Source organism: Streptomyces sp. NPDC055400, from assembly GCF_053644375.1.
The window spans coordinates 637629-657353 of the sequence record NZ_JBSHLM010000002.1; the positions used below are offsets into that span (position 1 = coordinate 637629).

Below are 19725 nucleotides of genomic sequence, written 5' to 3' on the forward strand. Positions count from 1 at the left end.
GTCAGATCTCCCGAGGGGTGCGGACGCGCGGGTCGACCACGGCGTACAGCAGGTCGACGGCGAGGTTGACGAGGACGTACACCGTGGCGATGAGCAGCACGATCCCGGTGACCAGGGGCAGGTCGCGGGCGATCACGGCATTCAGGAGCGCCCGGCCGACGCCCTGGCGCGCGAAGACCGCCTCCACGACGACCTCGCTGGAGAAGAGCGCGCCGACCGCCCAGCCGGACAGGGTCAGCGGCGGCAGCAGCGCGTGCCGCAGCGCACGCTTGGCGCGGACCGCTCCCGGGCTCATGCCGCGCAGCCGCGCCGACGTGATGAACGGCTGGTCGAGGGCGGTGAGCAGCGCGCCGCGCGTCACCTGCCCGAGATACCCGGCGAGCGGCACGGCGAGGGTCAGCGCGGGCAGGATCAGGCCTGTGAGGCCGGTGCCGCCCGCGACCGGGAACCAGCCGAGGCGGAAGGCGAACACGTACAGGAGCACTACGCCGAGCCAGAAGTGCGGCAGCCCGGCGGCGATCGTCTCGAGCCCCGAGCCGAGCGCCCGCCCGATCGCCCCCCTGCCGGTCGACAGGAGGACCACGACTCCGGCGATCAGCCATGCGAACAGCAGGGCCAGAGCGGTGAGTTGGAGCGTCGAAGGCAGCTGCTCGGCGATGACGGTGCCGACGGACTCCTTCAGGGAGGTCGACACCCCCAGGTCACCGGTGAGCAGCCGGCCGATGTGCTGCGCGTACTGCATGTACAGCGGCTGATCGAGGCCGTACGTGTGGCGCGTCGCGGCGATCGTCTCCGGTGTCGGATTGGCTCCGGAACCGCCGCCGAGCAGGACGAGCACCGGGTCGCCCGGCACGAGATGCAGTGCGAGGAACGTGACCGTCGCCGCCGCCCACAGGACGAGTGCGGCGCCCGCCACCCGGACAAGAACCCGGCGGTAAAAGGGAGTTGCCACAGTTGTCGGGGTCTTTGTCATCGGGAGCTCACCCACGCGTCGTAGAGGTAGGGCAGGGACAGGGCCGGTTCGAGGGCGGCGCCGCGCACCGAGCCGTCGTGCGCGGCGAGGCGTGTCGTCTGCGGGTAGAGGGTCAGCTGGTAGGCGCCCGCGGAGATCAGCCGCTGCGCCGCACCGTAGAGCTTCTGCTGCGCGGCCGGGTCCGTGGTGGCCTGCGCGGAGCGGAACAGCTCGTCGAGGGCGGGATCCTTGGCGTACGTCGCGTTGGAGTGGATCCCGTTCTTCACGGCGTACTCACTGCCGAAGACGGTGTGCAGCACATCAGGCGTGTTGGTGTTCCAGTAGCCGTCGCGCAGGTCGTACTTCCCCGCCAGATAGCGGGTGTTGACCGTCGCCGCGTCCAGCCGCAGCAGCTTCAGCTGAAAACCGACGTCCTTGGCGGTGGCCTGGATCTGCTCCATCAGGGCCAGCTGGTTCGGGCTGATGTCGGACTTGAGGAGCACCTCGGCGGTCAGGCGCCTGCCGTCCTTGACGCGGTAGCCGTCACCGTCGCGCCGCCCCCAACCCGCTTGTTCCAGCAGAGAGTTGGCCTTCTCCGGGTCGTACGGCCAGGCGTTCTCATGCGCATCCGAGTAGTGCGGCGTCACATAGCTGAGCGGGCCGCCCGCCCGCCGGTACTGGCCGAAGAAGACGCTCTTGAGGCCGTCGGCGACATCGGCCGAGTACAGGAACGCCTTGCGGACGCGGATATCGCCGAAGGGGGCGCGGGAGGTGTTCAGGGCCAGGTTCGTCGGATTGCCCGGCCGGTCGCGCACGACCACCTTCAGGCGGTCGTCGTGTTCGGCGCTCCGCTGGTCCTCCGGCGGCAGCGCGTCGATCACGTCGACCTGCCCCGACTGGACGGCCGCGAACCGGGTCGCGGGTTCCGGTATGAACCGCCAGACGACCTTCTCCGCATACGCGGGGCCGGAGTGCTTCGCGTACGGCGGCGGGGAGTTGTAGTGCGGGTTGCGGACGAGGACGACGTCCGACTGCCGGTTCCACTTCTTCACGATGAACGGACCGGTGCCGACGGGGGCCGCGCAGTTCGCCTCCTTGCCGCGGGCGAGGGCCTTCGGCGACTCCATGCCGAGGAACGCCTGCGCGAGCATGTTCAGGAAGGGCGAGTACGGCCGGTCGAGATGCACCCGCGCTGTGAACTCATCCACCACGTCTGTTTTTTGATAGGGCGCCAGATAACCGCCCGCCGTCCCGGACTGGGTGTCGGGGTCGACCATGTGGTCGAAGTTGGCCTTGACGGCCGCCGCGTCGAAGCGGGTGCCGTCGGTGAACCGGACGTCGTCGCGCAGGTGGAAGGTGTAGGTCCGGCCGTCCTTCGAGATGTCCCAGGACGCGGCCAGCCACGGCTTGGCCTCGCCCTTGGCGTCGAGCGCGACAAGCGAGTCGAGGACCTGCTGGGCGACGTACGCCTGCGGCATGTCACCCGCCACATGCGGGTCGAGACAGGTGGGCTCGCGGTCGGTGGCGTAGGTGAGGGTGCCGCCCGCGGCGGGGCGGGCGGTGACGGACGTGGCGGCCTCGCCGGCGCCGCAGGCGGTGGCGAGGAGCAGGACGGGGAGGGCGAGGAGGAGACGGGAGGGCGGTTTCACGGGGACTCCGGGGTGGTCTGCCTGCGGTGGGTCAGAAGAAGCCGTTGAGCGGGGGCGGGGTGCCGTTCAGCAGCCAGTCGCCGGACACCCGCGCCTTGTGCGCGACCGGGTTGTGCGAGGCGACGGTGCGGGCGTTGCGCCAGTGCCGGTCCAAGTGGTACTCACGGAGCGTGGCCGACGCCCCGCCGACGTCGTAGAGCCGCTCACCGGCGCTCAACGCGGCCCGAGCGGCAGCCACTTGGGCCTGTGCGACCGTGGCGGCCGCCGCGTGCAGCGCGTCCGGATCTCCCGTGATGCCGTCATCGGCGGGGACCGCGAGCGCCGCGTCGATCACCGAGGCGGCGTGCAGCACGACCGCCTCGGCGGCCAGCGCTCCGGCCGCGATCTCACCGACAGTGTGCTGCACCAGTGGATCGTCGACCGCCCGCTCCACTCCGGCGTGCTGCACGGCGCGCGCCTTCTCCCTGGCGTACGAGACCGCGTCCGCAAGGGCGGCCTTCGCTATCCCCGCGTGCACGGCGGCCAGGAACAATTGGTAGTACGGGCCCAGATGGGTGCGGCGCTGCCGGCCCGTCGCGTCGACCGCGACCTCGTCGTCGTACGCGACCACCTGCCGCAGCCGCGTCGTGCCGGACGCGGTGGTGCGCTGGCCGAGCGCGTCCCAGTCGTCGACGAGCTCGACGCCCTCGCGCGAGCGCGGCAGCACGACCCGTACCCGGCGCTCATCGTCATCGAGAGCGATCACGACGACGTGGTCGGCGAAGAGCGCGCCGGTCGAGTAGAACTTCGTGCCGTCCACGCGGTATGCGTCGCCGTCCCGCGTGATGCGGGTGCGGATCTCACCGGGGTGCGCGGTGCCCCGCTCGGACGCTGCGTTGCCGAACAGCTCACCGGCGACGACCGTCGGGTACCAGCGGGCCCGCTCGGCCGCGGTGCCCTGGCTGATCAGCAGCTCCACGAAACCGAAGTGCGGGCGCAATGCCTGCGCCACGTTCGAGTCGGCCTCGGCCAGATCGATCACGAGGCGGAAGAGGTCGAGGAGAGAGCCGCCTGCGCCACCGCACTCAAGCGGAACGCGGAGTGCACCCAGACCGCTGTCGCGGACCAACTGGACACTTTTGTAGGGGAGTTCACGTGCCGCCTCCAAGGTGGCTGCGACGGCACGGATCTGTTGGAGCAGGTCGGCCGGGGCCGATACGGAGGTGTGCGAGGTGACGGATGAGGGCATGGGGAGGCCTCCGGAAAGCGGCGGACGGCGTGTCAGCGCGCGCAAAAAGAGGGGCGGATGGTCAACCCTGGCGGTCAGCCTTCAGCGGTGCGGGACCATGCGGCGACACCGACGGGCCGCCTCCGGGCAGCAACGGGCCGGGAGGCGGAGGAAGTGTCGGGAAGGTGCTGGGAAGGCGGCGCGGGGCGTTACGCGACGGCGCGGCGACAGACGGCACTCGAGACACGCGACAGGTCGACGTGACGTCGCCGTGTGAGTTCCTGCCGTTCGTCGGACATGCCGTGATTCAACCAGGCCACCTGCAGGTGGTCGAGTCGGCATTGGCGAAGCACCTATCGGGATTCCCTTTCACCGGGAGAGGGCTCCCGGGTAAATGTCCATGCCCACATGGACGTTGACAGGGAACTCCGATCGCGCGCAGCGAGCCGGGCGCCGTCCACAATGCGGGATGCCCGCTGTCGGGCCGCTCGGGGTGATGCCGTCGGGGGCAGGACAGCATCTCGAACAAGGCGACCGGACTGCGCAAGATCTCCCACGGCGGCAAAGCGGCGCGGGGGAGCATCTCCCTCATCGTGGACGTACTGCTCTCACACCTCGGCACGAAGGGCCTGGCCCGCCTGGACGGACTCGGCCGGCCCGTTCTCTGGTGATCCGCCCCTGGACGAAGCGGCGGCCCCGGCCTTCCACAGGATCGTTCAGGCCGGCCTCCAAGGGCTGCGGGCGAGGCGTGCGGCACCTGACACGCGATACCACGAGGACTTCCGTCCGAGGCGCCAAGGCGCTGGTCGCTGCCCCGAGGGGCGGGTCACTCGCCGCGGGAAGGACGCGGATGCTCCATGCGGGAGAGCCAGGTCGTGAGCAGCGTCTCGAGTGACTCCGCCTCGGTGGGCGTCAGGAGATCCAGCAGGTGGCGTTCGTTGCGCATGTGGTCGGTGAACGCTCGGTCGATCAGTTCACGTCCGGGTCTGGTGAGGGCGACGATCCGGCCGCGCTGGTCGTCGTCGGAACGGCGGCGGGTGACGAGTCCGGCTCGCTCCAGGCGGTCGATTCTCTTCGTCATCGCGCCGGTGGTGACCATGGTGTGCGCGGCGAGCTCACCGGGTGCCCGCTCATAGGGATCCCCGGCGCGACGCAGCGCGCACAGGACGTCGAACTCTCCCTCACTGAGGCCGTAGTGGCCGTAGACGAGGCAGAGTTCCTCGGTGAGCCGGTCGGCCAGGCGATGCAGCCGTCCGATCACTCCTTGCGGGGTGATGTCGACGTCGGGGCGCTCGCGGCGCCAGTCGGCCTGGATGCGGGCAACGTGGTCCATCGGTTCACCGTGCTCCATGCACCCCATGGTAGCTTCCCGGGAAGCTATATTGGCTTCCATGGAAGCTAGTATGCGCTGGGTGGCACTTACCGCGGTCGCACCGGTGGCCTGGGGAACCAACTACTTCGTGACACACGAGTTCCTACCGGCCGACCGCCCGCTCTACGGGGCCGCCCTGCGGGCACTGCCCGCCGGCCTGGTCCTGCTCGCCCTGAGAAGGCAGCGGCCGCACGGCGCGTGGTGGTGGCGGTCCGCGGCGCTCGGGCTACTCAACATGAGCGTGTTCTTCGTCCTCGTCTACACCGCCTCCCAACTGCTTCCGGCAAGCGTCGCCTCGACCGTCATGGCGGTGTCCCCGCTGACGATGATGCTCATAGCCTGGCCCCTGGTGTCCGAACGGCCCCGGACCTCCCACCTGGCCTGCGCCGCGATCGGACTCGCCGGCGTCTGCCTCATGCTGCTCACCGGGGCGGAAGGGGTGAGCGTGCCGGGAGTCCTCGCCTCGGCCGCCGCCATGCTGGTGTCGTCCTTCGGGCACATCCTGGCCAAACGGTGGAGCGCCGATACCGATGTACTCGCCTCGACCGCCTGGCAGCTCACCGCCGGAGGTCTGCTCCTGCTCCCGGTCGCCGCAGCCGTCGAAGGCCCTCCGCCCACGCTCTCCACGCCGACGCTCCTCGCGTTCGGCTACGTCGCGCTGATCGCCACCGCGCTGGCTTTCGCCGCCTGGTTCACCGGCCTGCGGCACTTGCAGGCAGGGACCGTCGGACTGATCGGACTACTCAACCCCGTCACAGGCGTTCTGCTCGGCACGGCTGCCGCCGGAGAGACGCTGACCGTTCAGCAACTGTGCGGAATGGTCCTGGTCCTGGCCGGAGTCATCCTGGGCCAACCCAAGCGCGCGGGCCGACGCGACAGCAGTCAGGCACTTCCCCATCCGGTAGCCGGCGAGCATCCCGCGCAAGCGCCCTCCACGCGCAATCCTCCGTGAGCATCCACAACGGCGCTGCGCCAACAGCGACTCGCCCTCCCCCGGCTCCGGCGCGGTCGCACGCCGTCTGGAGCGGCATCGGCAACGGGCGGCCATCGAGCCGCCCAACGGCTACCCCACGCCGCCGCTACCGGACAGAGGGGTGGTGGGCCGGGGCGACAGCTCAGGAAGCGACCAGGACGGCGGTGGGGTGAAGTCGCACCAGGTTCCGTCGAACGGGAAGACACCGGATTCCGCCAGCCGGGCAACCCGGCGCCCCTCCGCGCGGATGTCCTCGGCGTCGGCGGCCGGTGACGGCGAGCCACAACAGCAAACCGTCCGGGCCGGAATCGACGACCCGTACCGGAGCCCGGGTGCTCAAGTGGCCGCCGAGGCACAGGTGCAAGTGGAGTACGCGTCCGGCTTTCATGTGCATGCGAATCCTGGTGTCGGTGCAGGGTGCAGGAGGACCACGGCGGAAAGGGCTGCGCTGCCGGTCAGCGCGCGGAGAGTCAGCGCGGAGCGAAGAGCCGTCCCGCGTTCTGCAGGACGTACCGTGCCACGTTCGTGCCGAGGGTGATCCCTGCCTCGTCGGCCGACCTCGTGTGGATGCCGGAGAAGACCCGGGCATCGACGTTCTCGTTCGACAGTTGCTTCCAGGTGGTGTAGGTCCGGGTCACGCCGGGCGCGGTGGGGCTGGTCAGTGCGAACGGGGCGGTGCGCGGACCTGTGAGTGCCGACAGGACGGTCTGTGCGGCGCCCGCGTAGGTGTTGTGGCCGCTCGGGTAGTCCGGATGTGCCGGCGTAGTGTGCAGCGGCGTCCAGTTGGGGTCGGGGTCGATGGTGCCCGTGCGGATCGCAGTGACGGGACGCCAGCGTTCGTAGGCGTACTTGCTGTCGGAAGTGGCGATCTGTGTGTCCACCAGTGCGATGTGGAAGAGCGCTACAAGCCCCGCCTGATCGGCGATCCCCTCACTCGTCCGAGAGAGCGCCACGCGCAGCGGCTCGGTGTAGAGGGTGAGGGAGGAGCCGAGCCAGAAGGTGGCGGTCTCCCTCTGGTGGGCGTTGCGCGCTGTGCTGTTCGCGGCGCCGTACGCCCGCACCTCCGCGAGGTCGGCGGCGTAGCGCCGGGAGTCCAGGGCGGGCGGCGGGGCGAGCCGGAACTGGCTCTGCGTCCTGAGCAGGAACGGCTTGGCGAGACGGTTGCCGTACTGGGCTGCCGGCGCGTAGTCGGGTGGCGTCGGCTGCCACACGCCCGGAGCCGCGGGCTTCACGGGGTAGGGCGCGTTGACCGAAGCGGGATCGAGGCCGTCGCCCTCCCGCGACTTAAGGACGAGGTCGGCCTGCCGCTCCCCCGCCACGACGCCCTGATCCTCAGCCGGGCCGTCGGGGATCGCGTCGAGGGTCTCCTTGAAAGTCGCGTCGAGGTGCTCAGCGCGGCTCGGGGTCAGCGTCAGCAGCGCGCGGTGTACGGCCCCGGCGAGCGCCGCCTCCTGGTAGGCGCCGCGATCGACGCCCGGGGGCACGCTGCGGGTGGCACGGGCGGCCGCAAGCCAACCTACGGCCCATGTACGGCTGTTGGTGACCTGGGTGGATGCCCCGGCCGTCGCGATGGTCTCGGCTGTGGCGTCGTACCAGGCGAGCGCCGTGGACGTACGGCCGGCCGCCGAGGCCTGCGGAACGGCGACGGACGCGGTCAGCAGGGCCGCCGCGCCCAGGACGACGAGGGCAGGCCGGGTTCTGGTCGGACTCATGCGATCTCCGTAAGTTGTTAGGCGGCCCGGGAGGGCCGGTGTGGCGTGACTGCCGAGGCGGGGGCGGCATGGCGGCGCGGCGCAGTAGCGACAGGAGCAGGGCGACGGCGAGCAGGCCTGCGCAGACACAACAGGCCAGCGCGTACCCGGCCCGGGTGTGGCTGCCTCCCGGCGGGCCGGAAGCGGCGTGCAGGTACACCGCGGGGACGGCACTGAGGCAGACGGCCGCCGCGATGCGCTGGGCCATCTGCAGGTTGGCGCCGCCCACTCCCGCGGCCTCTGCCGGAGCGTGCTGGAGCACCTGGGTCTGATTGGGCGAGACGGTGAGCCCTCCGGCGACGCCGGCCGTCAGCTGTGTTGCGGCCAGTGCCATCGGCAGCCCCGCCGTCGGCACGCAGAGCGCGACCGCCGCCCCCGCCAGCGCGGCACCGGCTGGTGAAGGCGATGTCAGAGACGTCGACAGGTGGAGGCGTCGACGCGCGCCAGATCCACGTACAACCTGCGGTACAGCGCTGAAGGGGTCACCTCGTCATGTCTAGCAGGCAGTTGCCGAATGGATCGTTGCAGCTGCATGAAATCCCTGCGTTCCTGGGCAGTCTTGACGCCTGGAGAACAGACGATCCCGGACGATCTGGGGCGCGCGGACCGCGCTGTTGATCACCTCGCCGCGCTGCTGCTGTCGGTGGTGCCGGGTACCGTGCTCGGTCCGGTCTCCGGCTACCTCGGAGGCCCGCTGGACCGGCCGCTGGTGGGGCTCCCGCCGCTGCTGCTCGCCATCGTCATCTCGATCGTGATCAGCGGTGGCCGGTCGCGCCTCGCAGGCGGTCTCGGCTCGGCCGCCTGCTCGGCCGCCACATGCTTCGTGTCGAGGGCCTCGCCGACGGCCGCCCGGACCTGCACACCGATCTGCCCCGGCTGCGCGCCGGAGGGGTCGGCGCGCAGTTCTGGTCGGTGTACGTCTCCTCCAAGCTGCCCGAACCCGAGGCGTGGTGGCCACGCTGGAGCAGATCGACGCCGTCTACCGGCTCGCCGCCCGCTACCCCGGCACCCTGCGGACCGCGTACACGGCGACCGACGTCGAGCGGACGTTCGCCGAGGGACGTATCGCCTCCCTGCTCGGTATCGAGGGCGGGCACAGCCTCGCCGAGTCGCTGGGTTTGCTGCGCTCGTACGCCCGGCTCGGTGTGCGCTACGTGGCCCTGACCCACAACGACAACACCTCCTGGGCGGACTCGGCCACCGACGAGCCCGCGGTCGGCGGTCTGAACGACACCGGCCGTGCGATCGTCGCGGAACTCAACCGCACCGGCTCTTCGTGGACCTCTCTCACGTCGCCGAGTCCACGCAGCGCGCCGCCCTCGCCGTGTCCACCTCCCCGGTCCTGTTCAGCCACTCCTCGGCACGAGCCTTCAACGACCACCCGCGCAACGTGACGGACGAAGTGCTGGAGCTGCTCCCCTCACCGGCCGCAACGTCCTGCGCGTCCTGCGCGAGGCCGAGGAGCGGGCCGCCGAACCCACGTGGCCCACGGCCCCACTGCGGTGAGGGACCGATGTCATGCGGACGGCGTTGGGCCGACCTGCCGGCCACCCGGGAGGTTCGGCCGGCCACATCCCTCCCAGCAAGGTGGAACGGGAGCTGTGGGCCCGGCTGGGCCTGGGGCATGGCGTCTTCCCGTCAAGTGCCCTTGACACTCGCAGGGGTGGACCACATACGTTGAACTGGCACATTTCTGATGGGTGGAGGCTTTCGATGCACGTACCTTGCGCGGCACCGCAGGGTGCGCGCACGGGTGCGCGGCTGATCACCCGGCGGCATGTCGACTACTGCCGCACCTCCTCTGCTGTCTGTCCCTCCGTACACGTCTGACCCCTGCCGGCCCGTCCCGCCGGCTGTCTTGTCGTGGCCTACGCCTTACGGCCGCGAGTCCGCGTGTATCTCGGAAGGAACACCCCTTGTCCGGCCCTGCCCTGCACCTCGCCGTCGAGATCGACGGTGACGGCGCCCACCTCGCGGCCTGGCGCCGCGCCGCCCACTCGCCCGACCAGTTGCTCACCCCGCGCCGCGTGGCCCGGGTCGCCGCCGTGGCCGAGAGCGCCGGGTTCACCCTGATCACCCTGGACGACGGCGTGCTGCCGCCCGGAGCCGCACCGGACCCCGTGGGCCGTATCGGCGCGGTGGAGCGGGCGGCCTTCGTCGCTGCGTCCACGAGCACCATCGGGATCGCGCCCGTCGTTCCGGTCACCTATGCCGAACCCTTCCATGTATCCAGCCAGTTGGCGTCCCTGGACCACATCTCCGCCGGTCGCGCCGGGTGGGTGGTGACGGAGGAGGAGCGTCCCGAGGCAGCCCGTGCCTGGGGGCGTCCCCTGGTCTCCGACGCCGACGCACGGGCCCGGGAGTCCCGGGACGGTGTGGAGGTGGCCCGCGCCCTGTGGGACTCGTGGGAGGACGACGCGGTCATCCGGTCCCTGGCCACGAGCCGCTACCTGGACCGCGAGCGGCTCCACTACATCGACTTCACCGGAGAGACATACGCCGTCAAGGGCCCGGCGATCGTGCCGCGCCCGCCCCAGGGGCAGCTCGTCGTCCTGGGCCGTCCGGGCCGGATTCCCGCCGCACAGCTCGAGGTCGCTCTCGTCGAGGGCCGCGACCTCACGGCAGTCGCCTCGGCTGCCACTGCCGCGGGCACGCCGCGCGTCTTCGCCGAGGTCGAGGTGGCGCTGGACACGCCGGACGCCACGGCCGCCGAGCGCGTCGCCGACCTGGAACGGCACGCGCCGTGGTCCGACCGGGGCAGGCTGCGGCACATCGGCTCGGCGGACCAACTGATCGCCCTGCTGGATGCGTTGAGCCGCCACGTCGACGGCGTACGGCTGCATCCGCTGGTGCTCGACGAGGACCTGCTCGTCCTCTCCCGCCTCGTCCTGCCGGCCCTGTCCGAGCGACGCCTCGTCGCCCACCCCCTGCCCGGCACGTCCCTGCGCTCGACCCTGGGGCTGGAGCGCCCCGCCAACCGCTTCGCCGCCGCGGCCGTCCAGGAGGAAGCCCGATGACCCGCACCGATCCCCTCGACGTCCCCCGGCCGCACGCCCAGCTGCACTTGGGGGTGTTCTTCCAGGGCGTCAACCACTGGACCATCTGGTCCGCCCCCGACAGCGGCTCCCAGATCGACCCGGCCTCCTTCCGACGGGTCGCCCAGACCGCCGAGCGGGGCCTGTTCGACGCGTTCTTCCTCGGCGAGGGGCTGCGGCTGCGCGAGGTCGACGGCAGGATCCACGATCTCGATGTGGCCGGACGGCCGGACGCCATCACCCAGCTCGCGGCGCTGGCCGCGGTCACCCGCCGGATCGGCCTGGTCTCCACTTCCAACTCCACCTTCAACGAGCCCGCCGATCTCGCCCGCCGTCTCTCCGGCCTCGATCTGCTCTCCGAAGGCCGCGCCGGCTGGAACGTGGTGACCACGGACAACGCCTGGACGGGTGCGAACTTCCGCCGCGGCGGCTACCTCGACCACGCCGAGCGCTACCGTCGCGCCGAGGAGTTCCTCACCGTGGCCCGCGCGCTCTGGGACGGCTGGGAGGACGGAGCCGTCGCAGGCTCCGCGGGCGCACCCGCGTGGTCGACGCCCGGTGCCGTACACCAAGTACGCCACCACGGACCGCAGTTCGACGTCGATCTCGCCCCGACCCTCCCGCGCAGCCGCCAGGGACACCCCGTCATCTTCCAAGCCGGTGACTCCGGCGAGGGACGCGACTTCGCCGCCCGCAACGCCGATGTCATCTTCTCCGCACACGGCAACGACTTCGACGACGCACTGGCCTTCGCCGAGGACCTCCGCAACCGCCTGCGCGCCGTCGGCCGGCCCGACGACGACCTGCGGATCCTGCCCGGCACCGAGATCATCCTCGGCGCCACCGAGGAGGAGGCCCAGGAGAAGAAGCGCTGGATCCGGCTCCAACAGGTCACCCCTGCCACGGCCTTGGGGATCGCCGGGCTGCTGTGGGGCATCGACCTGTCCGGCCGTGACGCCGACGGGCCGCTGCCCAAGGAGGATCCGGTCGTCGCCGAGAACGACGGCTCCTTCGGCGCACGGCGCATCGCCGACCCGCGGGCAGTCGTGGCCGAATGGCGGGCGAAGGCGGAGGCACACGGCTGGTCGCTGCGCGAGACCGTCATCGCGCTCGGCCCGCAGCGCGGGCACGTCGGCACCCCGTCCGGCCTGGCCGACAAGTTCGCCCACTTCGTACGGCACGGCGCGGTCGACGGCTTCAACGTCACGCCGTACCTCATCCCGGACGGCCTCGACGACATCGTCGACCTGCTCGTCCCGGAACTGCAGGAACGCGGGGTCTACCGCACCGAGTACACCGGCACCACGCTCCGCGACCACCTCGGCCTGCGCGAACCCCTCACCCACCGGTCCGCACCCGACCGGCGCCAGGCGGGCTGACCGCCTCGGCCACGGGCCGGAGGAAACCGGCGCTCTGTTCACATGACTGACAAGAAGCTGTGACACGGGAACCGGAATGAGGGTTCGGCCGGCGCCGGTTCTTACTGACATGACTGTTGGAGTAGCGCTCAACACATCCGACGCAGAGAACCAGGTCGACGCCACCGTGGAGCTGGCCCAGGAGGCCGCGGCCGCCGGTCTGCGGTCGGCCTGGTTCGGCCAGACCTTCGGCGCGGACTCACCCCAGCTCGCGGCGATCGTCGGGCGCGAGGTGCCCGGACTGCAGGTAGGCACCTCCGCGATCCCCGTCTTCGGCCGCCACCCCCTGCTGGTCTCCAGCCAGGCCCAGACCGCCCAGGCCGCGACGCACGGCCGCTACCACCTCGGACTGGCCCTGGGCACAAAACTCCTCACGGAGACCGGCTTCGGCCTGCCCTTCGAACGCCCCATCGCCCGCCTGCGTGAATTCCTCACCGCACTACGGCAGTTGACCGAGACCGGCACCGCCGACTTCCACGGCGAACTGCTCACCGCCAGCACCCCGATCCGCGCGCGCGTACCCGGCGCCGAGAACGGCGTCCCCCTGCTGGTCGCCGCGATGGGGCCGCAGGCGCTGCGGGTCAGCGGCGAGCTGGCGGACGGGATCCTGCCCTACCTGGCGGGACCGCGCGCCCTGGCGGAACACATCGTCCCCGCCGTGACCGCCGCGGCCGAGGCCGCCGGCCGCCCCGCGCCGAGGATCGTGGCCCTGGTGCCCGGCGTGGTCACGGACGACGTGGACGAGGTGCGGGCGAAGGCCACCGAGAACCTCGCGTTCTACGAACAGTTCCCGTCCTACGCGCGGGTCATCGAACTCTCCGGCGGCCGTCGGGCCGCCGACCTGGCCGTGATCGGCGACGAGAAGGCGGTCGAAGCCGAGGTGCGCCGTTACCGCGACGCCGGCGCCACCGAGGTCGTGTTCTCGGGCACCGAGATCGCGGGAGAGGCGGACCGCCGACGCACCTGGACACTCCTCGGCGAACTGGCCGGCTGAGTACGCCGACCGGACGGTCGATGGATGAACTGCACCCCCGTGCGAGGCCGAGCCTCGCGTGACGAAGGAGAACCTATGACCACCGAGGCCACCGCACCGGACCTCCAGGCCTTCACCGAGAACTGGCTGGACTGGCACCGCGCCCAGGAGGCCCGGCTCGCCGACCCGCACGGGTTCCTGGCGATCACCGGCCTGCACTGGCTCGACGACCGGCCGCAGCGCTTCCCCGACGCGCCCGGAGCGTGGCACACCGGCCCCGACGGGGTCGTCGTAACCCTCGACGACGGTGAGGAACTCGTCGTCGACGGAACGCCGGTGCAGGGTGAACACCACTTCGGCGTACTTCCCGAACGCGGCGGCGTCGACGCGGTCTGGGGAGACGCCGTCATCGAGGTCGCCAAGCGCGGCGGCAACGACATCGTGCGCCCCCGGCACCCGGACGCACCGCTGCGCACGGCCTTCACCGGTACGCCCGCCTACGCCCCCGACCCACGCTGGGCCGTGACGGGCCGGTACCTCCCCTTCGACGAGCCGCGGCCGACCACCGTCGGCGCCGCGGTCGAGGGCCTTGAGCACGTGTACGACGCTCCAGGCAGGATCGAGTTCGAGCTGGACGGGCACCGGCTGTCCCTGACCGCGTTCCCCGGGCGTGGTGAGGGCCGGCTGATGGCGCTCTTCACCGACGCGACCTCCGGGATCACCACCTACGCCGCCAACCGGGTCCTGGCCCTCGACCCGTCCGCCGCCGACGGCACCGTCGTCCTGGACTTCAACCGCGCCGCGAACCTGCCGTGCGCCTACACGGACCTGGCCACCTGCCCACTGCCACCGGCCGAGAACCGACTGCTGGTGGCGATCGAGGCGGGTCAGAAGATCCCCCGCGAGCGCGGCGGGTCCTGAGCCGGGCTGCCGGCGGTGGGCGCTGGGGAGTCGCTACGCGCTGTCAGGCAGCCGGCCGCTCCACCCTGAGCCACGAAGGTTTCGTTCCTCCCGCCCCAAGGGCCGGCAGCGTGCTGACAGTTTACCGAGCGAGGGGAGCTGCGGGCTCCGCCAAGGCGCCTGGCGGCGGGGAGGTCCTGGTCATGGTGGGCATGGTCAGCCGAGCCGTCGCGACGGCGTCCTGGATCTGCGGCGCACTGGTGGCAGGGCCCGGTAAGAGGAGAACGCGCAGCGCAGGGCCTCGCTCCCGGTGAAAGCGTGGACGAAGGCGATGCTCGGCGAGCACACCGCCATGCTGGACACGACCAACGCCCGCGGCCGTGCCGGTGACCCCAGCGAGATCGCCGAGATCGTTTCTTTCCTGGTCAGCCCGGCCAGCTCCTACGTGAACGGCGCCGTCCCTTTCGCCGACGGCGGCGAGCTGAGCGCCCTGCCCTCCTGAGGAAGCCGCCGTGAACATCTTCGATATCGGTGCCACCGGCTTCGTCGGCGGCGCCCTCGCCCGGCACCTTTCCGCCGAAGGCCACACGGTCACCGGCCTGGCCCGCACCGAAACCGCAGCCGCCGGCCTCACCACGCGGGGCATCCTCCCTGCGCCGGGGGACCTGGACGAGCGCCGGCCCGCCGTCGTCGAGGCGGCGCTGGCCGCCGACGCGGTCGTTTATGCCGCCCAGGCCGGCCCGGAACAGGAAACCGCAACCGTCCAGGACCTCAGCCGGGCCCTGACCGGCACGGACAAGACGCTGATCTTCCTGTCCGGCAGCGGCGTGCTGCCGCAGCGCACCGCAGGCGCCTGGGGCCCAGATGTCTTCGCCGAGGACGACCCGTTCACGCCCGAACCCCTGGCCGACTTCCGCAAAGCCGCCGAGGACACCGTCCTGGCCGCCGCCAAGGACGGGCTGCGCGCGATGGTCATCCGGCCCGGTCTGATCTGGGGGCCCGCAGACCACGGTCACCTGTCGATGGTCTACCAGTCGGTGGCCGCGACAGGGGCAGCCTGCTATATCGGGGAAGGACTCAACACCTACAGTCACGTCCACGTCGACGACGTGACCCGCCTGTTCACCCTCGCCCTCGCAAAGGGCCATCCCGGCGGGCTGTGCCTTCCCCCAGCACACCTCTTGATCCTCAATGCCGCGTATGTCGTCGGCCTGGTTGGTCCAGCCGCCATCGGGTCGGTCGCTGTCGCCGGTACCGCGCAGGTCGGGTCACCGGCCCCGTGGCCGTCGCCGGCCACGACATCGGCTCCATGGTCGCCCTCACGTGGGCCGCCGCCCACCCCGAGGGCGTCTCCCACCTGATCCTGGTCGACTCCCTCCTGCCCGGCCTCGGCCTGGAGGAGGCGATGAACGTCGCCGAGGGCGGCATGTGGCACTTCGGGTTCTTCATGACCCCGCACATTCCTGAAATGCTCTTCGACAGCCACGAACTGGAGTTCTTCACCGCCACGTTCACCGCCATGTCCAACCCCGGCACCTTCAGCGACGACGACCTCGCCTCCTACGCCGGGGCCTACCCCGGCCGGGAACGGCTGCGCGGCGGCTTCGAGCACTACCGCACTCACCTGGACGACGGCCGCGAGAACCGCGCCCTGCTCGCCCAGCGGAAACTCTCCATGCCCCGTCCTGGCCATTGGCTCCACCCACTCCGGCACCGCCACAGCCCAGGCGCTGGCGCCCCACGCCGACCACGTCCAGGGCGCGGCGGCACCGACCGGACACTTCGTCGCCGAGGAAGACCCCGACTGGTTCACCAAGACGCTGACCACATTCCTCGCCTGACCGGTCCTACCCGCCTGCCGGCCTCAACACCTGTGTGTAGGTCCTCTATCCCGATGGGGAATCATGAACATCGTTCTATGGATCACCGCCGGACTGCTTGCCGCGTCCTTCCTTTTCTCTGGCGTGTTCAAGCTGGCCCTGTCGCGCGAGAAGTACATCGCCGCTCAGGACTGGACCGAGGATGCGCCGCGCTGGGCTCCCCACGCGATCGGCGCGCTGGAGGTGCTGGGCGCGATCGGCGTGGTCCTGCCCGCCATGGTCAACGTCGCGCCGATTCTGGTCCCGCTCGCCGCAACCGGACTGGCACTGGTGATGGCCGGCGCCGTGGTGATGCACCTGCGGCGCGGTGAGGTCCCGGCGCTGGCGCCGAGCGGGGTGCTGCTGATCCTGGCCGCGGTGGTGGCGTGGGGCCGGTTCGGGCCGTACCCGTTCTGATCCGGGCAAGGGCGGCGCGGCCCTGGCTGTCCCTCCCCTCGTAGCGTGAAGACCATGGCCGCAGGGGAAGTTGAGAGTGTCAACGGCCCCTGCACGGAGTGGAGGAAGCCGCAGGGGGTTCTGTCGGGCAACGGAGCGTACGTCTTCCTCCAGCAGCGGTGCCTCGGCGCCGAGGTGGGCGAGCAGGACGCGCAGCGTGCGCAGGGCGGACCGGAATGTGCTCGGCGCCCAACGCCGGATGCGGGCGTGGGCGGCCGGCTGCCAGCGGCTCGGCTTCCAGCAGGTCGGTTACGGTGCACTGCAGCGCCGCCGCACAGATCATGTCGAGGTCGTCGAGCCGCACGGTGAGCGGCTTGGCCGACCACAGAGCGCCTTGCCCACGGACGGAGTGAAGCCCACCTCCTGCAGATTCCACTTCACCTCAGGTCTCCTCTCCTCTGTCAGTCGGCGAACCCGCGCGCCGGGACGATTCCAAACTGGTCTGCTCCGGATCCGCCTTCATGGTGGCTAAGGGCGGAGTCGGGTATGGGCACTGTCCGAATGCCTGGCGGATCACGTGTCGGGGAGCTCGATTCGTGCCTGTGCCGGAGCTCTGGCAAGGATCTCGTCGACGGTCTGGGCGGGCGTCTGTTCGGAGGTGTCGATCCAGAGCCCGAGGCGAGGTGTCTCCTGTCGCAGAACGCGATCGAGGCGGCCGATGGTCCATGCGTCATAGGCGGTCTTGGACCTGGCGGTGTCGCGTGCGGCGATGGCGTCCGGGTGTGGGGTGAGGGCGATCACGTGGAGAGGGCGGCTGCGGATCTGCGCGACCATCCTGTCAAGGTGTTCCCCGAGGATGACGTCCTGGGCAACCACTGTGAAGCCGGTCTCGAAGTAACTGTCGATGACCTGCGCCGTCAGCTGATGACGCAGCCGGAGTTGTCGCACTGCTTCCTCGGACGGGTCGGCAGTCATCTCCGCCCGGCCGGTGACCATCATGCGCCGGAACAGATCCCCGCGCACGTGCACTGACCTCAGGAGCCGCTCGGCCAGCAGTTGGGCGACCGTCGACTTGCCCGCTGCGGGGATTCCGGTGATGAGGTAGATCTCCCGGCTCGTGCTCGGTCCGGTAGCCGTAGGCTGCTTGCGGTTCGCAGGTTGGTCGGTAGTGGGCGGGATCATGGTGCCGGACGCTCCTTGGTTCGTTGGCTCACATCAGCGGCGTAGGCAGCCCAGTCCCCGGCGGCAGGCGACCCGCTGCCATTTGACGGCGACGGTGATGTCGATGCCGAGGGGACGCACGAGGACCGCGGCGGGAAGCTGGACCGGGACGGCGCCGAGGCGGACACAGGCCGCTCCGTCCGTCTCCTCGATGTGGTCGACGATGAGCCGGGAGATCGCCGCGGGCCATTGGGCACAGAGTGCGGTAGGTGCGCGCCGTCGCCGTAGTCGTCCACCGCGTAGGGCCAGGTCGCCCGGTTGCTCCAGAGCACGAAGTCGCCCGGGTTCCGGCCGAAGCGGATCGTGTGGTCGGGTGACGACGCATGCCTGAGCAGATGGTCGAGCAGCACCTTCCCCTCCAGGGAATCAGCGTGAGCCTTGCCCCCAAGTCGCCCGTCGCTCGTCCCTTCCTGGCCGGCACCCTTCAGGAGCGCCAGTAAGTCACCGCCCCGCCTGCGACGGCACCAGCTCTGGCCGGGACGGCTGACCGTCACACCACGCTCACCGGATGCCGCACCACAGCGTCGAACAGGTACCCCTGCGTGTTCGGCACAGCGGTGTCCGGCTGAGTGCGGCCGGCCGTGTCCGTGGCGCGGGCCAACAGGTGGGTGGCGCCCGGTGCGTCGGGCTGCCAACCGAGGGACCAGCGGGTCCAGGTACCGGCGCGGGGCCGGTCGTGCAGGCGGGCGGGCCGCCAGTTCGCCCCGCCGTCGGTACTGACGTCGACCCGGGCGACGGCGCCCGCACCCGACCACGACCGTCCGTGCAGTACGTGGCTGCGGCCCGCCGTGAACGTGGCCCCGCTCGCCAGCTCGAAGGCGCTCTTCGTGGCCTGCCGGGTGAGCGGCGCACTGCCGTCCTGGGGGTAGGAGGGGCCGAACAGCCGGTAGAAGGTGGTGTTCCAGGGTGAGAAGAGCGGCTGCGCGGACACCTCGATGTCGCCGACCCACTTGATCGACGCGATCCCCACCCAGGAGGGCACCAACACCCGCACCGGATACCCGTGGTCGTACGGAAGCCTCTCACCGTTCATCTCGTACGCGAGCAGTACGTCGTCCAGCACCTTGGCCAGCGGCAGCGGACGGCGTACCCGGCCCAGGCTCTCGCCGCCGCTGACGTACTCGGCGTCCAGGCCGCGCGGCTGGACGTCCACGGCGTAGGGGGACAACCCGGCCCTGCCCAGCACGTCGGCCAGGCGCACCCCACGCCAGCGTGCGACACCGATGGCCCCCAGGGTCCACGGGGTGCCGGTGACCGTCTCGCCCTGTTGCGTCGCGTAGAGGGAGCGCCCGTTTCCGGCGCACTCGACGAAGGCGGTACGGGTGACGGCCGGCAGGGCTCGCAGATCGTCGTACCCGAACTCCACCGGCCGGTCCTCGCCGGGAGTGCCGCGCAGCCCACTCCCCCACAGCCGCAGCCGCCAGTCCTCGGCTTTCAGAACGGGGGTGGCGGTGTGGTTGCGCACGAAGAACAGCTCGTTGGGGGTGTGATGGCCGGTTCCGCGCAGCGCCTCCCAGCGAGTCTCGGCGTTGGTGCCGCGCTCGATGAACCACTCGGGCGGCAGGGGCTTGACGATCGGCCCGTCGGCGGCGTGGGCGGGCCGCGTGGGGCCCAGTGCGGTCCCAGCGGCGGTCGCGGCGAGAAGGGCGAGCAGCCGACGGCGGGTGACCCCGTCGGCCCTGGCCTCACCGGCCAGCCACTGGCGCAGCCTGCGGCGGTCGTAGTCGGTTTCGTAGCGGTGACCGGCGGGAGTGGGTGAAGGCATGGCGGGTCCTCGTCATGATGGGATGAAAAGAACGACAGGGGTCGGCGCGGGCCTGGGCACAGGCATCCGCGGGCAGGGCCGGTGCCTGCACAACCGGCTTGTTCAACAGGGCTGCTGACAGAGCTGCGAGGAGGCGCGGGATCAGCCGGTCGTCCGACACAGCGCGGCGGCCACCCGGACGAGGTCCACGGCGCGGCGGCGGGTCAGGGGCTCCGACAACGGCATGGCGGGATGCAAGCACGTGGGGCGGAAGG

At 71.0% G+C, this 19725-nt stretch carries 18 protein-coding genes and 1 pseudogene; 9 read left to right on the top strand and 10 right to left on the bottom strand.

Annotated elements, in window-relative coordinates:
- Position 1 precedes the first annotated feature (1 nt).
- The 5 genes from ACWIGU_RS07280 to ACWIGU_RS07300 all read right to left on the bottom strand — a co-directional run bounded on the left by ACWIGU_RS07280 (position 2) and on the right by ACWIGU_RS07300 (position 5159).
- On the bottom strand, positions 2-952 hold the full coding sequence (locus ACWIGU_RS07280; RefSeq protein ID WP_454398320.1) for an ABC transporter permease: 951 nt from the start codon (positions 950-952) through the stop codon (positions 2-4).
- Positions 953-969: 17 nt separating this feature from the next.
- Entirely contained in the window at positions 970-2601 is a 1632-nt protein-coding gene (locus ACWIGU_RS07285; protein WP_454398322.1) for an ABC transporter substrate-binding protein, read from the bottom strand.
- A 31-nt stretch (positions 2602-2632) separates the two neighbouring features.
- Positions 2633-3829, bottom strand: a complete 1197-nt coding sequence (locus tag ACWIGU_RS07290; RefSeq protein ID WP_454398324.1) for an acyl-CoA dehydrogenase family protein — start codon at positions 3827-3829, stop codon at positions 2633-2635.
- Between the two features lie 188 nt (positions 3830-4017).
- Positions 4018-4107, bottom strand: a complete 90-nt coding sequence (locus tag ACWIGU_RS07295) for a putative leader peptide (protein WP_351257587.1) — start codon at positions 4105-4107, stop codon at positions 4018-4020.
- A 527-nt stretch (positions 4108-4634) separates the two neighbouring features.
- Positions 4635-5159: a MarR family winged helix-turn-helix transcriptional regulator gene (locus tag ACWIGU_RS07300; protein ID WP_454398326.1), complete on the bottom strand. Its 525-nt coding sequence runs from the start codon at positions 5157-5159 to the stop codon at positions 4635-4637.
- Between the two features lie 52 nt (positions 5160-5211).
- Here ACWIGU_RS07300 and ACWIGU_RS07305 point away from each other — a divergent pair, with 52 nt between their 5' ends.
- Positions 5212-6132 carry an EamA family transporter gene (locus ACWIGU_RS07305; protein WP_454398630.1) on the top strand — a complete coding sequence of 307 codons (921 nt, stop codon included), beginning with the start codon at positions 5212-5214 and terminating at the stop codon, positions 6130-6132.
- A 491-nt stretch (positions 6133-6623) separates the two neighbouring features.
- On the opposite strand, the gene ACWIGU_RS07310 is transcribed toward ACWIGU_RS07305, so the two are convergent.
- Positions 6624-7865 (bottom strand): vanadium-dependent haloperoxidase, encoded by a 1242-nt coding sequence (locus ACWIGU_RS07310; protein WP_454398328.1) that lies wholly within the window; start codon positions 7863-7865, stop codon positions 6624-6626.
- An 800-nt stretch (positions 7866-8665) separates the two neighbouring features.
- On the opposite strand from ACWIGU_RS07310, the pseudogene ACWIGU_RS07315 reads away from it, so the two are divergent.
- The 8 genes and pseudogenes from ACWIGU_RS07315 to ACWIGU_RS07350 all read left to right on the top strand — a co-directional run bounded on the left by ACWIGU_RS07315 (position 8666) and on the right by ACWIGU_RS07350 (position 16506).
- Positions 8666-9585 (top strand): annotated as a pseudogene (locus ACWIGU_RS07315) (membrane dipeptidase).
- A 235-nt stretch (positions 9586-9820) separates the two neighbouring features.
- A complete protein-coding gene (locus ACWIGU_RS07320) occupies positions 9821-10921 on the top strand; it encodes an LLM class flavin-dependent oxidoreductase (RefSeq protein WP_454398330.1) in 1101 nt (366 codons plus the stop codon).
- Positions 10918-12318 carry an NtaA/DmoA family FMN-dependent monooxygenase gene (locus ACWIGU_RS07325; RefSeq protein WP_454398332.1) on the top strand — a complete coding sequence of 467 codons (1401 nt, stop codon included), beginning with the start codon at positions 10918-10920 and terminating at the stop codon, positions 12316-12318. The genes ACWIGU_RS07320 and ACWIGU_RS07325 overlap by 4 nt, the downstream gene beginning before the upstream one ends.
- Before the next feature lie 109 nt (positions 12319-12427).
- The gene (locus ACWIGU_RS07330) at positions 12428-13351 is read left to right on the top strand and encodes an LLM class F420-dependent oxidoreductase (RefSeq protein ID WP_454398334.1); all 924 of its coding nucleotides are present in this window, start codon (positions 12428-12430) and stop codon (positions 13349-13351) included.
- 75 nt (positions 13352-13426) lie between these two features.
- On the top strand, positions 13427-14251 hold the full coding sequence (locus tag ACWIGU_RS07335) for a DUF1684 domain-containing protein (protein ID WP_454398336.1): 825 nt from the start codon (positions 13427-13429) through the stop codon (positions 14249-14251).
- Positions 14252-14540: 289 nt separating this feature from the next.
- The gene (locus ACWIGU_RS07340; protein WP_454398338.1) at positions 14541-14732 is read left to right on the top strand and encodes an SDR family oxidoreductase; all 192 of its coding nucleotides are present in this window, start codon (positions 14541-14543) and stop codon (positions 14730-14732) included.
- Positions 14733-14742: 10 nt separating this feature from the next.
- Complete coding sequence (locus ACWIGU_RS07345) at positions 14743-15591, top strand: NAD-dependent epimerase/dehydratase family protein (protein WP_454398340.1); 849 nt, start codon at positions 14743-14745, stop codon at positions 15589-15591.
- A 543-nt stretch (positions 15592-16134) separates the two neighbouring features.
- The gene (locus ACWIGU_RS07350; RefSeq protein ID WP_454398342.1) at positions 16135-16506 is read left to right on the top strand and encodes a DoxX family protein; all 372 of its coding nucleotides are present in this window, start codon (positions 16135-16137) and stop codon (positions 16504-16506) included.
- 79 nt (positions 16507-16585) lie between these two features.
- On the opposite strand, the gene ACWIGU_RS07355 is transcribed toward ACWIGU_RS07350, so the two are convergent.
- From ACWIGU_RS07355 to ACWIGU_RS07370, 4 genes are all read right to left on the bottom strand, one after another.
- Positions 16586-16828, bottom strand: a complete 243-nt coding sequence (locus ACWIGU_RS07355) for a hypothetical protein (RefSeq protein ID WP_454398632.1) — start codon at positions 16826-16828, stop codon at positions 16586-16588.
- A gap of 230 nt (positions 16829-17058) precedes the next feature.
- Positions 17059-17667, bottom strand: a complete 609-nt coding sequence (locus ACWIGU_RS07360) for an AAA family ATPase (protein ID WP_454398344.1) — start codon at positions 17665-17667, stop codon at positions 17059-17061.
- Positions 17668-18196: 529 nt separating this feature from the next.
- The gene (locus ACWIGU_RS07365; protein WP_454398346.1) at positions 18197-19471 is read right to left on the bottom strand and encodes a sulfite oxidase; all 1275 of its coding nucleotides are present in this window, start codon (positions 19469-19471) and stop codon (positions 18197-18199) included.
- Between the two features lie 141 nt (positions 19472-19612).
- Positions 19613-19696, bottom strand: coding sequence for a putative leader peptide (locus tag ACWIGU_RS07370; protein WP_354775551.1), 84 nt, complete (start codon positions 19694-19696; stop codon positions 19613-19615).
- Positions 19697-19725: the final 29 nt, after the last annotated feature.

Excerpts from the sequence above, each read along its gene's own strand:
- ACWIGU_RS07325 (WP_454398332.1), top strand. The coding sequence starts at position 10,918 with ATGACCCGCACCGATCCCCTCGACGTCCCCCGGCCGCACGCCCAGCTG.
- ACWIGU_RS07355 (WP_454398632.1), bottom strand. The coding sequence starts at position 16,828 with ATGATCTGTGCGGCGGCGCTGCAGTGCACCGTAACCGACCTGCTGGAA.
- ACWIGU_RS07295 (WP_351257587.1), bottom strand. The coding sequence starts at position 4,107 with ATGTCCGACGAACGGCAGGAACTCACACGGCGACGTCACGTCGACCTG.
- ACWIGU_RS07305 (WP_454398630.1), top strand. The coding sequence starts at position 5,212 with ATGCGCTGGGTGGCACTTACCGCGGTCGCACCGGTGGCCTGGGGAACC.
- ACWIGU_RS07290 (WP_454398324.1), bottom strand. The coding sequence starts at position 3,829 with ATGCCCTCATCCGTCACCTCGCACACCTCCGTATCGGCCCCGGCCGAC.
- ACWIGU_RS07300 (WP_454398326.1), bottom strand. The coding sequence starts at position 5,159 with ATGGAGCACGGTGAACCGATGGACCACGTTGCCCGCATCCAGGCCGAC.
- ACWIGU_RS07335 (WP_454398336.1), top strand. The coding sequence starts at position 13,427 with ATGACCACCGAGGCCACCGCACCGGACCTCCAGGCCTTCACCGAGAAC.
- ACWIGU_RS07370 (WP_354775551.1), bottom strand. The coding sequence starts at position 19,696 with ATGCCGTTGTCGGAGCCCCTGACCCGCCGCCGCGCCGTGGACCTCGTC.
- ACWIGU_RS07360 (WP_454398344.1), bottom strand. The coding sequence starts at position 17,667 with ATGATCCCGCCCACTACCGACCAACCTGCGAACCGCAAGCAGCCTACG.
- ACWIGU_RS07365 (WP_454398346.1), bottom strand. The coding sequence starts at position 19,471 with ATGCCTTCACCCACTCCCGCCGGTCACCGCTACGAAACCGACTACGAC.
- ACWIGU_RS07330 (WP_454398334.1), top strand. The coding sequence starts at position 12,428 with ATGACTGTTGGAGTAGCGCTCAACACATCCGACGCAGAGAACCAGGTC.
- ACWIGU_RS07310 (WP_454398328.1), bottom strand. The coding sequence starts at position 7,865 with ATGAGTCCGACCAGAACCCGGCCTGCCCTCGTCGTCCTGGGCGCGGCG.
- ACWIGU_RS07350 (WP_454398342.1), top strand. The coding sequence starts at position 16,135 with ATGAACATCGTTCTATGGATCACCGCCGGACTGCTTGCCGCGTCCTTC.